This is a genomic window from Paraburkholderia sp. NPDC080076 (genome assembly GCF_050281145.1).
Taxonomy (GTDB): Bacteria; Pseudomonadota; Gammaproteobacteria; order Burkholderiales; family Burkholderiaceae; genus Paraburkholderia.
In genome coordinates this window covers 184,581-198,394 of the sequence record NZ_JBNNWQ010000002.1, presented here as the reverse complement: position 1 = coordinate 198,394, position 13,814 = coordinate 184,581, and the positions used below count along the sequence as shown (strand labels likewise).

General features: G+C 64.8%; 9 protein-coding genes. 1 reads left to right on the top strand and 8 read right to left on the bottom strand.

Going from position 1 to position 13,814, the window contains the following annotated elements; genetic code table 11:
- Window positions 1-4: 4 nt before the first annotated feature.
- From glcE to ACQKRQ_RS08250, 3 genes are all read right to left on the bottom strand, one after another.
- On the bottom strand, window positions 5-1,093 hold the full coding sequence (gene glcE, locus ACQKRQ_RS08260; RefSeq protein WP_132376008.1) for a glycolate oxidase subunit GlcE: 1,089 nt from the start codon (window positions 1,091-1,093) through the stop codon (window positions 5-7).
- Between the two features lie 151 nt (window positions 1,094-1,244).
- Entirely contained in the window at window positions 1,245-2,738 is a 1,494-nt protein-coding gene (locus ACQKRQ_RS08255) for an FAD-linked oxidase C-terminal domain-containing protein (protein ID WP_427476316.1), read from the bottom strand.
- A 71-nt stretch (window positions 2,739-2,809) separates the two neighbouring features.
- Entirely contained in the window at window positions 2,810-4,225 is a 1,416-nt protein-coding gene (locus ACQKRQ_RS08250) for an FAD-linked oxidase C-terminal domain-containing protein (RefSeq protein ID WP_427476314.1), read from the bottom strand.
- A gap of 216 nt (window positions 4,226-4,441) precedes the next feature.
- Here ACQKRQ_RS08250 and ACQKRQ_RS08245 point away from each other — a divergent pair, with 216 nt between their 5' ends.
- A complete protein-coding gene (locus tag ACQKRQ_RS08245) occupies window positions 4,442-4,996 on the top strand; it encodes a cob(I)yrinic acid a,c-diamide adenosyltransferase (protein WP_427476312.1) in 555 nt (184 codons plus the stop codon).
- Between the two features lie 77 nt (window positions 4,997-5,073).
- Here the strand turns inward: ACQKRQ_RS08245 and ACQKRQ_RS08240 are convergent, their stop codons facing one another.
- The 5 genes from ACQKRQ_RS08240 to ACQKRQ_RS08220 form a co-directional block, all read right to left on the bottom strand.
- Window positions 5,074-5,406 carry a helix-turn-helix domain-containing protein gene (locus ACQKRQ_RS08240; RefSeq protein ID WP_427476310.1) on the bottom strand — a complete coding sequence of 111 codons (333 nt, stop codon included), beginning with the start codon at window positions 5,404-5,406 and terminating at the stop codon, window positions 5,074-5,076.
- A 156-nt stretch (window positions 5,407-5,562) separates the two neighbouring features.
- A complete protein-coding gene (gene aroG / locus ACQKRQ_RS08235) occupies window positions 5,563-6,636 on the bottom strand; it encodes a 3-deoxy-7-phosphoheptulonate synthase AroG (protein WP_012431785.1) in 1,074 nt (357 codons plus the stop codon).
- Window positions 6,637-7,014: 378 nt separating this feature from the next.
- Entirely contained in the window at window positions 7,015-8,481 is a 1,467-nt protein-coding gene (tldD, locus tag ACQKRQ_RS08230; protein ID WP_132376004.1) for a metalloprotease TldD, read from the bottom strand.
- A gap of 120 nt (window positions 8,482-8,601) precedes the next feature.
- A complete protein-coding gene (locus tag ACQKRQ_RS08225) occupies window positions 8,602-9,453 on the bottom strand; it encodes a carbon-nitrogen hydrolase family protein (protein WP_427476308.1) in 852 nt (283 codons plus the stop codon).
- Window positions 9,454-9,582: 129 nt separating this feature from the next.
- Window positions 9,583-13,767 (bottom strand): YhdP family protein, encoded by a 4,185-nt coding sequence (locus ACQKRQ_RS08220; protein ID WP_427476306.1) that lies wholly within the window; start codon window positions 13,765-13,767, stop codon window positions 9,583-9,585.
- Between the last annotated feature and the right edge of the window lie 47 nt (window positions 13,768-13,814).

Here is a 13,814-nt window from a genome sequence, read left to right as displayed (position 1 = left end):
TCGCTCAGAAGTCGGGGTAGAGACGGCCGCGATTGAAGATGCGGGCCGGGTCGAAAGCGGTTTTCAGGCCGCGATGGATTTTCATCAGCGGCGCGGGCAGCGGGGTGAATACGCCGGCGCCGCGGTCGTAGCCGTGGCCGGTGCGGAAGATCGTGGCGTGGCCGCCGGCCTGCTTGGCGCTGATGCGCACGGTCTGCGCGTCGGTGTCGGTGATCCACCAGCGCTGGCCGCCGCCCCATTCCATGAGTTGCGCGCCGGGCAGTTGCAGCGGCTCCGTGATCGAAGGCAGCGCGAGGCGCCACAGTGCGGCCCGCGGCGGAATGGCGGCGAAGAACGAGTCGGTCTGTTCGCGCAGGCCCGCCCAGAAGCGTTCGGCTTCGACCGCATCGACGACTTCGCCGCCGAGCGCCATCTTCGCCGACTTGACCGCCGCCTCGGCGCCGGCGAGGCGCACGGCCAGCGTGCCATGGCGCCAGGCACTCGCGGTAATCGGCAGCGGGCGGCCGCCCCATTCGTTGAGCTTACGGACCGCGTCGGTGCCGTTCATGTCGAATTTGAGCGTGGCTTCGGCCTGCGGCAACGGCAGTACCTTGATCGACAGTTCGAGAATCAATCCCAAGGTGCCGAGCGAGCCGGCCATCAGGCGCGAGACGTCATAGCCCGCGACGTTCTTCACCACCTGGCCGCCGAAATGCAGCTTCTGCCCCTGGCCGTTCATGATGACGGCGCCGAGCACGAAGTCGCGCGCCGCGCCGGCCGACGGGCGGCGCGGACCGGCGATACCCGCCGCGATGCAGCCGCCGAAGGTGGCCTGCGGCCCGAAGTGCGGCGGCTCGAAGGCGAGCATCTGATGATGGTCGGCGAGCGCGGCCTCGATCTCCAGCAGGGGCGTACCCGCGCGCGCGGTGATGACCAGCTCCGCCGGATCGTACGCGATGATGCCGCGATAAGCGCGCGTGTCGAGGATGTCACCTTCCAGCGTCTGACCGTACCAGTCTTTGGTGCCGCCGCCACGGATGCGCAACGCGCGCCCCTCGGCGCTGGCCGAACGCACACGTTCCGACCACACGGCGACGATGTCGTCCTCTTCCATGGTGTCCTGCTTCGTTGTGTTTCGTTTGATTGTACCGGGCGGGGGCTCGCTGGCAACCAGGAGCGGACCCGCATCGGGTAATCAGGGTGAGAGCAGGAAAACCGGCGCCCACGCGAGCTATGCGTGATGCGTCGGCGGGCACGGCACAGCGTTAAAACCGCGGCAGCTCCGGATGCGGCAGCAAGCCACCGCGCACGTGCATCTTGCCGTATTCGGCGCAGCGTGCCCGCGTGGGAATGCCTTTATCGGGGTTGAGCAGGCCGGGCGCGTCGAAAGCCCGCTTGACCGCGTGGAACGTGTCGCGTTCTTCGGGCGAAAACTGCACGCACATCGAATTGATCTTCTCGATGCCTACGCCGTGCTCGCCGGTCACCGTGCCGCCCAGTTCGACGCACGCTTCGAGGATGTCGGAACCGAACGCTTCGGCCCGGTGCCACTCGTCCTGGTCGTTGCCGTTGAACAGGATCAGCGGATGCATGTTGCCGTCGCCCGCATGGAACACGTTGATACAGCGCAGGTTGTAGGTCTTCTCCATCGCCTCGATGCGCGCCAGCAGCGGCCCGATACTACGGCGCGGCACCGTGCCGTCCATGCAGTAATAGTCGGGTGAAATGCGCCCGGCGGCCGGGAACGCATTCTTGCGGCCGGACCAGAAGCGCAAGCGCTCGTTCTCCGAGCGGGAAATCTGGATGCGGGTGGCGCCCTGTTCGCGCAGCACCGCGGTCATGCGCACGATTTCATCGGCGACTTCTTCGGGCGTGCCGTCCGATTCGCACAGCAGGATGGCCGCCGCTTCGAGATCGTAGCCCGCGTTGACGAATTCCTCGACGGCGCGAGTGGCCGGCTTGTCCATCATCTCCAGCCCCGCCGGAATGATGCCCGCCGCAATGATGCCGGCGACCGCGTCGCCGCCTTTCACGACGTCGTCGAAACTGGCCATGATGACCTGCGCCGTTTGCGGTTTCGGGATCAGCTTGACGGTGACTTCGGTAACGATCGCAAACATGCCCTCGCTGCCGATCAGCACGGCCAGCAGATCGAGACCCGGCGCGTCGGGGGCGAGAGAGCCGAACTCGACGATTTCGCCTTCCATGGTCACGGCGCGCACGCGCATCACGTTATGCACCGTGAGGCCGTATTTGAGGCAGTGGACGCCGCCGGAATTCTCCGAGACATTGCCGCCGATCGTGCAGGCGATCTGCGATGACGGGTCCGGCGCGTAATACAAACCGTAAGGTGCGGCGGCTTCCGAGATGGACAGGTTGCGCACACCCGGCTGCACCGTGGCGGTCCGCGCGTACGAGTCGACCTCGACGATCTTGCGGAAGCGCGCAAGCGATACCACCACGCCGTGCCGGATCGGCATGGCGCCGCCGGACAGACCGGTGCCCGCGCCGCGCGGCACGATCGGCACGTCGAGGCGATGGCAGATCTGCACGATGCGCTGCACCTGCGATTCCGTCTCCGGCAACGCGACCGCGAGCGGTAGACGCCGGTAGGCCGCGAGACCGTCGCATTCGTAGGCGACGGTGTCTTCTTCGCGATACAGCAAACAATGGGTCGGCAATACGGCCATCAGCGCCTGCACGACTTCGCGCTGGCGCTGGGCGAGTACTTCGGCCGTCAGTTCAGCGGGTGCGTTCATGTGACTTGTCTCCTCGTGCCTTTCAAGTCCAACGCGGCTGGTTCTCTCATGCAGCCGCGCCTGAATACGCGTCATGCCGCCCAGGTGAAGATCTTGCCCGGGTTCATCAGATTGTGCGGATCGAGCGCGTGCTTGATCGAGCGCATGGTATCCACCGCGACTTCACCGTGCTCTTCGAGCAGGAAACCCATCTTGTGCAGGCCGACGCCATGCTCGCCCGTGCAGGTGCCGTCCATGCGCAGCGCGCGTTGCACGATGCGATGGTTCAGATGTTCGGCTTCGACGAGTTCTTCCGGCTTGTTGGGATCGATCAGGATCGCGACGTGAAAGTTGCCGTCGCCGACATGGCCGACGATCGGGCAGGGCAGCGGCGACGCTTTCAGATCCTGTTCCGTTTCCTCCACGCATTCCGCGAGACGCGAGATCGGCACGCAGACGTCGGTCGTGACCGCGCGGCAGCCGGGTTTCAGCTGCAGCATGGCGAAATAGGCGTTGTGGCGCGCGTTCCACAGACGGCTGCGGTCCTCCGGACGCGTCGCCCATTCGAAGCCTTCGCCGGCATTCTGCGTGGCGATCTCCTGGACCAGCTCGGCCTGCTCTTTCACGCTCGCCTCGGTTCCGTGGAATTCGAAGAATAGCGTGGGCGCTTCACGCAGCGTCAGATTCGAGTGGCGATTGATCGAGCGGATGGCGAGCGAATCGACGAACTCGACGCGCGCAATCGGTACGCCCATCTGAATCGTTTCGATGACCGCGCGCACCGCATTGCCCATGGACGGGAACGCGCACACGGCTGCGGACACCGCTTCCGGTTGCGGATACAGGCGCACGGTGATTTCCGTGATCACGCCGAGCGTGCCTTCCGAGCCGACGAACATGCGTGTGAGGTCGTAACCCGCGGACGACTTGCGTGCCCGCGTGCCGGTTTTGATCACGCGTCCGTCGGCCAGAACCACGGACAGCCCGAGCACGTTCTCGCGCATCGTGCCGTAGCGCACGGCATTGGTGCCCGATGCGCGCGTGGCCGACATGCCGCCAATGCTCGCGTCCGCGCCCGGGTCGATCGGGAAGAACAGACCAGTGTCGCGCAAGGCCTCGTTTAGCTGCTTGCGCGAGATGCCGGGTTCGACGGTGACCGTCAAGTCTTCGGCGTTGATCGACAACACCCGGTTCATTTCCGACAGATCGATCGACACGCCGCCTTGCACGGCGAGCAGATGCCCTTCGAGCGACGAGCCGTTGCCGTAGGGGATGATCGGTACGTTGTACTGGCCGCACAGTTTGACGACGGTTTGCACGTCTTCAGTCGTGCGCGCGAAGACGACGGCATCGGGCAGTTGCGGGTCGAACGGCGATTCGTCACGGCCATGATGGGCGCGCACGGCTTCGGACACGGACACGCGATCGGCGAAGACGGCTTTGAGCGCGCTCAGCAACTCGGCGGGAAACGGCCGGCGCAGCGGGGCCGGCGGCACGGGATGATTCACGCATGTCTCCTGGTATTTGGGGCGGTGCTGGTTTGCAGCATGTGTTTCATTTTACGCCGATCACCCGTGGGCCGGCGTTGCAGCCGGCCAGCGCTTCTATAATGGCGGCGACTTCACGATGCGCGCAATATGGATAAACGCGGTGCCCGATGTGCCGCTGCGGATCTATGTCGGGCCATGGCGCGGCGCATCGTCACTGAATGCATGGGAGACTTTATGGGCAACCGTTTGAGCAAGATCGCCACCCGCACGGGCGACGACGGCACCACCGGTCTCGGTGACGGCAGCCGTGTGCGCAAAGACAGCGCGCGCATTGCCGCGGTTGGCGACGTGGACGAACTCAACTCGAACCTCGGCGTGCTGCTGTGTGAAACCTTGCCGGACAAGGTGCGGACAGCGCTCGTGACGATCCAGCATGATCTGTTCGACCTCGGCGGCGAGTTGTGCATTCCCGGCCACACGATGATTACCGACCGGCAACTCGCGCAACTCGACGACTGGCTTGCCGACTACAACGCGGCGTTGCCGCCGCTGAAGGAGTTCATTCTGCCCGCTGGCTCGCGTGCGGCCTCGCTTGCGCATGTGTGCCGCACCGTGTGCCGCCGTGCCGAACGGGCGATTGTTGCGTTGGGTGAGCACGAGACTATCAACGCCGCGCCGCGCCAGTATGTGAACCGGCTTTCCGATCTGCTGTTCGTGCTCGCGCGCGTGCTCAATCGCGTGGACGGCGGCACCGATGTGCTGTGGCAACACGAACGCAGTGCAGGCTAAAGCCTGGTAGCCGCTGCAATAGGCGTAAGACCGCGCCACGACGCATGCAGCGTCAGCCGCATTGACGACCCCGTGCGTTAGCCAACCGCCAGCGTGACCGGCTTGCCGATCCGGCTCATCATTTCCACCAAAGTGTCGATGGTGAACTTGGTGGTCTTCTTGTTGACCACGTCGGACACGCGCGGGCGAGACACCATCAGAATCTCGGCCGCCTCGGCCTGCTTCAAATGATGCTGTTCGATCCAGGTGGACAGTTCCGTCATGAGCTGCTCCTTGAGCAGCCGCGTGTCGTTGATCTGTTTTTTCGATGCGGCGTGCAGGCGTTTCGCCTCTTCAGCGGAAAAGCCGAGTTCGAGGAACAGATTGGCGCCCGGCTTGGTTACGTGACGAATTTTGGTGTCGATCGTCATTTGTTAAGTGTTCCTATTGTTAACGATGGCGCGATACCGCGTTTCGGCAATCTTCCTGTCGTGCGGACCGAGCACCATTCGTCCGTTCGGCCAACAAAAAGCCCGGCTCATCGAGCCGGGCTTCTCCGTGCATCCACTGCTGCAGTCAGCGTGGGTTCAGTTGCCGCTGCCGCGTGCCACACGGCGTTGCTTGACCGCGTCGGCGAGGCCTTCGAGCACGGCGACGCTTTCATCCCAACCGATGCAGGCGTCCGTGATGCTCTGGCCGTACGTCAGCGCGCAGCCTTCCTGCAGATCCTGGCGGCCCGCCACCAGATGCGATTCCACCATCACGCCGACAATCCGTTCGTCGCCCGAAGCAATCTGGCGGCCGATATCCGCGCACACTGGAATCTGGTTCTCATGCTTCTTCGAGCTGTTCGCGTGGCTTGCATCGATCATCAGACGCGCGGCGAGGCCGGCCTTGCCGATGTCCGCGCACGCCGCGTTGACGCTGTCCGCGTCGTAGTTCGGCGTCTTGCCGCCACGCAGGATGATGTGGCAGTCCTCATTGCCCGCGGTCGAGACGATCGCCGAGTGGCCGCCCTTGGTGACCGACAGGAAATGGTGCGGCTGCGAGGCGGCCTTGATCGCGTCGACGGCGATCTTGACGTTGCCGTCCGTGCCGTTCTTGAAGCCGACCGGGCACGACAGGCCCGAAGCCAGTTCGCGGTGCACTTGGGATTCGGTGGTCCGCGCGCCGATCGCACCCCACGAGATCAGGTCGGCGATGTATTGCGGGCTGATCATGTCGAGGTATTCGGTGCCGGCCGGCAGGCCCAGTTCGTTGATGCGTAACAGCAGCTCGCGCGCGGTGCGCAGGCCGTCGTTGATCTTGAAGCTGTTGTCCATGTGCGGGTCGTTGATGAGACCCTTCCAGCCCACCGTCGTACGCGGCTTTTCGAAGTACACGCGCATCACGATTTCGAGTTCGCCGGCGAAGCGTTTGCGCTGCTCGATCAGACGCCCCGCGTATTCCATCGCTGCCTTGGTATCGTGAATCGAACACGGTCCGATGATCACGATCAAGCGGTCTTCCATGCCGTGCAGAATGCGATGCATCGCGGTGCGCGAGTTGTAGATCACGTCGGACACCGTTTCGTCGCAAGCGAATTCGCGGATCAGGTGAGCGGGCGGTGTGAGTTCTTTCAATTCGCGGATGCGGACATCGTCGGTGTTGTGCGGGGGCATCTTGTTCTCCAATCGGTTCGTAGCGTGTTCGCGCGGGCAATCAGGGTTGCGATGAAGCAGCGATGCCAGAGCGGACGACCATCAAAATTAAAGTTTCAAAGGCATGAGGCGAAAAAAAACCGCCAGGCTAGCTGGCGGTTTTTCGGGAATTCTCGGTGTCCTGCGTGCACTAACACCCCTCTCGATCCGCCAGCGGTCTGAGATGCCAAAAAAAGTAAAAATAAAACTTGGCGGACATGACGAATGAGGTCGCAGGTCAAAAAGGGTGAGTGACTTTATAACCCGGGCAGGCGGCGCTTGCAAGCTGCGGGGTGTAAAAATGCGGAAAATCCGCATACTTCGCGCAATACGTGCACGAAGTATGCATTTGTTGCCGAATCAGGCCGTGCCGCCGACCGTCATTCTGTCGATCCGCAGCGTGGGTTGGCCGACGCCCACCGGCACGCTCTGGCCTTCCTTGCCGCACACGCCGACGCCCGAATCGAGCTTCATGTCGTTGCCGATCATGCTGACGTATTTGAGCGATTCCGGGCCGCTGCCGATCAGCGTCGCGCCCTTCACCGGGTACGTGACCTTGCCGTTTTCGATCATGTACGCCTCGGACGCGGAGAACACGAATTTGCCGTTGGTGATGTCGACCTGGCCGCCGCCGAAGTTCACCGCATACAGCCCGTTCTTCACGGAAGCGATGATTTCCTGCGGATCCTTGTCGCCGTTGAGCATGTATGTGTTGGTCATGCGCGGCATGGGCAGCGCCGCATACGACTCACGGCGCGCGTTGCCCGTGACCGGCATCTTCATCAGACGCGCGTTCAGCGTGTCCTGGATGTAGCCCTTCAGAATGCCGTCTTCGATCAGCGTGGTGCACTGGGTCGGATTGCCTTCGTCGTCGATATTGAGCGACCCGCGGCGGTTCGGCAGCGTGCCGTCATCCACCACGGTGACGCCCTTGGCGGCGACCTGCTCGCCGATCCGCCCCGCGAATGCCGACGAACCCTTGCGGTTGAAGTCGCCTTCCAGGCCGTGGCCGATCGCTTCGTGCAGCAGCACGCCGGGCCAGCCCGGTCCGAGCACGACGGTCATCGCGCCTGCCGGAGCGGGGCGCGCGTCGAGGTTCACCAGCGCCGCATGGACGGCGTCGTCGACATAGCCCGACAGAACTTCGTCCGTGAAATAGGCGTAATCGAAGCGGCCACCGCCGCCGCCGCTGCCGATTTCGCGCCGGCCGTTCTGCTCGGCGATCACCGTGACCGAGACACGCACCAGCGGACGAATATCCGCCGCGAAACCGCCGTCGCTGCGCGCGACCAGTACCACGTCGTATTCGCCGGCGAGGCCGGCCATGACCTGCTGGATGCGCGGATCGCGGCCGCGCGCCATCTGTTCGATACGTTCGAGCAGCTTGACCTTGGCCGTCGCGTCGAGCGAATGCAGCGGATCGGCCGGCAGGTACAGATCGCGCCCGGCGATGCCGGTCAGCGACGACGCCACCTTGATCTTCTGCTTGCCGCCGCCCGCCTTGGCGATCGAGCGGGTGGCGAGCGCCGCCTGGCGGATCGCTTCGGGCGACAGGTCGTCCGAATAGGCGAAAGCCGTGCGGTCGCCCGACACGGCGCGCACGCCGACGCCCTGGTCGATGCTGAAGCTGCCGGACTTCACGATGCCTTCTTCGAGACTCCACGCTTCGCTGCGCGTGTACTGGAAATACAGGTCCGCGTAGTCGATCTTGTGCGTGAAGATTTCGGCGAGCGTGCGAGTGAGCAGGGATTCGTCGAGACCGTAGGGCGTCAGGAGGATGTCCTTGGCGGTGGCGAGATTACGGATACCGGGTTCGATGATGTTCATGCGAAGTATGTTCTGCTCGATACGAAGGATTCGGTTAGCGCCTCTGTCACACACTATGTGAGTAGGAGACGCCGCAGTTTCAATGTCACGCGGATGGATTTATCAACTGGGTCAGAGGAGTCAACTGAGCACACGATGACGCCAGGCGGGCAGACTCTGTCGCACTTCGTCGATACGCGCACGCTCGAGATTGCCGGCGACCACGCCTGCGCCTTCGTCGCGCACCGCGACGATTTCGCCCCACGGGTCGATCAGCATGCTGTGGCCCCACGTCCGGCGGCCGTTTTCATGTTTGCCGCCTTGCGCCGCGGCCAGCACGTAACACTGGTTTTCGACCGCCCGGGCGCGCAGCAGCATCTCCCAATGGGCGCGGCCGGTCGTGTAAGTGAACGCCGACGGCACCACGATCAGCGCGCAGTCGCCCATGCGCCGGTACAGCTCCGGAAAGCGCAGATCGTAGCAGACCGACAGGCCGACGCGGCCGAACGGCGCCTCGAAGGTGCGGACCTCGCCGCCGGGGCAGATGGTGCGTGCCTCGTCGAACGATTCCTCGCCCTTTTCGAAGTTGAACAGGTGGATCTTGTCGTAGCGCGCGGCCTCGTTGCCTTGCGGGTCGAACACCAGCGTGGTGTTCAGCACGCGCGAGGCTTCGGGCGACATCAACGGCAGCGTGCCGCCGATCACCCAGATCTGGTGGCGGCGCGCGGCGTCGGCGAGAAAGCGCTGGATCGGACCGTCCTGATAGGGTTCGCGCACGGCGAGTTTGTCCGTATCCTTGAAGCCCATGAAGCAGAAGTATTCAGGCAGCAGGACAAGTTGCGCGCCGTCGGCGGCGGCTTCGGCAATCAGGCGCCCGGCTTCGGCGAGATTGCGCTCGCGATCCGGTGTGCTCACCATTTGCAGCGCGGCGACACGGAATGCGCTTTCCAGGGAACCGCTGGAGACGGCTGAAGAGACGTGTGTTTCGCTCATGAGCGTTTCGAAAAACTCCCGGCAAGACGGCGGCGCGAATGGCTTGCGCCGCATACGTCGTTCAAGGCTGGCTCGGGCCGCCGCTGCGGCACGGTGCCTGTCTGACCAAACAAAGGGCCGGATGCAGGCTCAGTGCGCGTCCACGGTCGAAGCCGGAGCGTCCATCTTACCGCGATCGCTCTTCACCCGCTCAACGTGCGGTTTCGACCACGAACCGGTGATCGCGTAATCGCGCGCGAACGCGTGCGAGACCGTCTGGCTGAAGGCCACATCGGCCACCAGCGCGCCCAGCCCGAGCAGCGGATTGATGACCGCCGCGGCAATCACACCGGCACCGGCGCTGACCGTCGGCACGATCCGCACGTGCAGGTCCTGGGTTTCTTGAGCGAGATCGACCGAGCCTTTCATCTCGGCGCGCGCCGGTGCGGTCACCATCTCGAAGTTCTCGGTGCGGCCAATGCCGTTGTGAACCTGCGCGGTGCCGGTGACATGATCAAACGGCAGGCCTTCGCCGATCACGTCGTGGAAATTCATGGTGGCGAAGCGCGCGAGGCTTTGCAGGCTGAGCACTCCCAGCAGCTTCGCGACGCCCGGATCGACCTTGAGAATCTCGCCGTGACGCAGATCGACGGCCAGATTGCCGTTAAAGGTCGGATAGTCGATCTTGGTCGGGCCGCCTTGCCACACCACCTTGCCCGAGAGCGAACCGCTGCCCGCCTTGAGCGTGCGCGGCTGGCCGAAGCGCTCCAGCAGCGCGCCGGCGTCCTTGATATCGAGCTTGAAATCGAACACGGTGCGGCGCGGCGTGGCTTCGTCGGCGCTGTTGCCGAGGCCGGTCGAGGTGCGCCAGTTCGCGGTGGCGGTCAGCGTAGCCGCGGGGTTGGTGATGTCGAGCTTGTCGAGTTGCCAGACCGGCACGCCGTCTTCGTCGAAGTTGTGCGCGTCGACTTCGAGGCGGCCAATGTTGCGGTCGCGCACGATCAACTCGTTGACCACCAGATCGATGGTCGGCATGTTCTGCGCCGGCGCCGAGATCGCCTGGCCGAGCACGTCCTTGTCGGTCGCCGACGGAATCACCACGCGGGCAAAGCGCGCCTGTAGCGTGCCCGGCGACTCTTTCGTCGCGCCCGGCAGCCATGACACATGGCCCGACACCTGGTTCGAGGCGATGTTCGCCTGCCATGTGCGGTCCGTATGCGATGCGCCGACGATCACGCTGTCCCAGTGCCGTTTGAGCAGCGTCAGCGTGTCGATGTGCAACGCGAAGCGGCTCGGCAGGAATTGCGCGACGGTCGGGTTCTGCACAGCCGGCGTCACGGCGGCGGCCGCTTCTTTACTGCGTATTTGCGTGATCAGCGCGCGCCACGCGTCCGCGTCGAATTCGTCCAGGTCGACGGCGGCGATCACCCCTTCGGACGGCAGGTCGGCGGTCTTGTTCACGCCGATTGCGCCGCGCACGACCGTCGGCGTCGTTTTCGGCTGATAGCGCAGCAGATAGGTGGCGGCGACCGGGCCGAAGGTGAGATCGGCGCGCTCGATTCCCGCTTCGCCCGGTGCGGCGGACGGGCTGACGGCGAAACGCAGCGGCATCGGCGTGCCGACCGGCTTGTTGAAAGGCGCGGGGAAGTCGAGCGCGAGGCCGGTCAGATCGGAGTGCGCCGTCACTTCGGGCAGCTGTCCTTTGGCGCCGCGCACGTTGAGCGCGTAGGGCGCGCTGCCGCTCATGCGCGTCAGCACCTGCGCGCCCGGCCCATGCAGATTGAGGCCGCGTGCGGCGTCGACGGCGATATGGCCGCCAAGGTCGAGCGCATAGGTGCCGTCCTTCTTCAATCCGCCGTTCGCATGCACGTCGCCGCCGAGGAATTGCCCGGAGAGCCGGTCCACCTGCGCCGTGTGCTCGGTGAAATGCACCTTGCCCTTCAGTTGCGACAGCGGCGGCACGTTCTCGACGCTCAGGCGATTGTTCTGGAAGCCGACCGCGCCTTCCACGGCGATGTGCGGCTTCGGCGTACGCGGCACCGTCAACTGGAGCGCGAGCGACGCCGGCCCTTCAGCGCGCACTTTCTCGGTTTCATGCTTCGCCATGATGCCGAGCGAGCTGGCGTTCACGTAGTCGAGCATGTCGGCGAGCGGCCCGTGGCCGTCGCCCTTGATGACGAGGCTCGACGCCTTGGTGCCGAGGTCCTCGATCCTGCCGTTGACGCCGATCAGCGCGACCTGCTTGTAATGCGCCCGGTCGATGTCGAAGCGCAGCACGTTCTGCTTGAGCTCGAACACGCCGTCGATGCCGTCGAGCGCGGGCCACACGTTCGGCGTGCCGTTCTTCATCTTGCGCGGCGGGAAGGGTGTCGGATCGAACTTGCCGCCCTTGAACGGCGCAACGATATGGAACTGCCCGGCGCTCGGATCGCGCGAGTAGGGAAATTTGGTGAGATCGCCGTGAATCTCGATGGTCGCGCCGTGCGACATGCCGGCCTGCAAGCCGTGGCCGAGATAGATGCGCAGCTTTTCGCTGATGCTGGTCGGCAAGTAGCGGACGATGCGCGACACCTGCGCGCGCTGGAAGTCGGCTTTCAGATCGAGCGAGCCGCGTCCGTGGCCGGGGTTGCTGTAGTCGGCGGAGGCGGTGGCCGCGGCGTCGGCGTTCGAGACGCCGAAATCGGCCAGCTTCACGGTGAAGGCCGGGCGGTTCTCGCCCGGCGCTTTCGGCGCAATGGTCCAATCGGCGCGGCCATGCAGACGGTCGAGCTTCAGGCGCGGGTCGTCGAACACGCCCGGCAGCGTAATGGCGACGTTGGAGGTGTTGAGCAGGGCGGTGCCGTGGGTCTCGTCGGCATCCACGTTGCCCCACAGATTCTCGATGCCGGGAATGCCAGCGCGCGGGTGATTCAGTGGCGTAAGCCCCGGCGGCGGTTCCTGAGCGGCGATGCTGATACCCTGCAGGTCGCCCTTGAAGCGATAGCGTTCGATCGGCTCGGCGCCGCTCGGGCGGCGGTCGCTGCCTGCTTCGCCGGACTCGGGTTTGCCGCGCTCGACTTCGATCACATAATTGGCCACCAGACCGCGCGGATTGAAGCGCACCAGACTGTTCAGGAGGCGCCGCGGCAGCGGCAACGCGCGGCTGAATTCGGCGAGGATGCCGAGGTCGACACGATCGCCGCTCACGCCGACGAGCTGCCCGTGTTGCTGCGAGGCGGTCCGGTAGCGGCCATTGAGCGTGGTGAACGCGAGTGTGCGGGTGAGCGGCGTGCCGTCGTCGAGCGGCGGCTGGCCGAGTTCGGCGTGCAGATTGGTCAGTTGCAGTCTGTAGTCGCCCTGGTCGGCTTCGAGGCGCCACGAGAAATTGGCGACCGGCACCAGCAGCTTCGGCTGGGTCGGACGCACCCGCATGGCGACGTCGGTGCCGGCGAGTTGGCCGCCCGCCGACTTCATGCGCCCGTCGGCGAAGTCGATCCAGATGGCGTTGTCGATTCGGCCGGCAAACGTCTCGATCGGGAAATTGACGTAGCGCGCGAGCGTCGGCAGATCGACCGGGCCGGTCGAGACGTACACCTGGCCGGTCCAGTTGATCGGCTTGCCGATCGCGGAGAGCCGCGCGTGTTTGAAGTGCGTGCGGAAATCGATCGGGCCGTGCAGGACCTGGCCGTCGGCGGGCGCCTGCAGTGCAAGGCGGTGATCGTAGCCGTCGTTCAGAATCGCGATGCGGATGTCGCGCAGCGCCAACTCCGGCGCGTCATGCTGCGCATCGCGCCAGCGCAGCGCGCCGCCACGCACCACGATCGCCTGCTGACGCAGTAGCCAGGTGGACAAGGTGTCGTTGCCGCTGTGGCGAGTCGGCACCGGCACGCCCGCCACCGAAAGCACGCCGTCGCTGCTGCGCGACACCAGCACGTCCGGCTGATCGACGATCAGGCTGGACAGCGCGGGATGAAACTGCCAGAGCGATTTCCACGAGAGCGCTGCGGTGGCGTGCGGGATGGTCAGCGCGGCTTTGCCGTCGTGATCGCGGATCACGAGATCGGTGACGTCGAGGCCCGGCTGGAAGCCGCTCCAATGCGGCGCGAGCTTGCCGATGGTGAACTGCGTGTGCAGCTTTTCGGAGATGGCGGCTTCGATGCGCGGCCGGAACGAATCGATCCGCGGCAGGACCACGTAGCGCAAGCCGAGAAACAGACCCGTCGCAATGAAGTACAGGACGAGCGCGAGCGCGAGGACCACGTGCAAGGTCCGACGCAGCACGATGTGGTCGCGTCCGCTCACAGGCCGGACCTGCGCAGTTTCGTGCGGGGCGGCGGATTCGTTTCGCTCGGACATGCTGCGGCGGGTGGGCGTATGGTAGTTTTGCGAATTAACGACGAAAT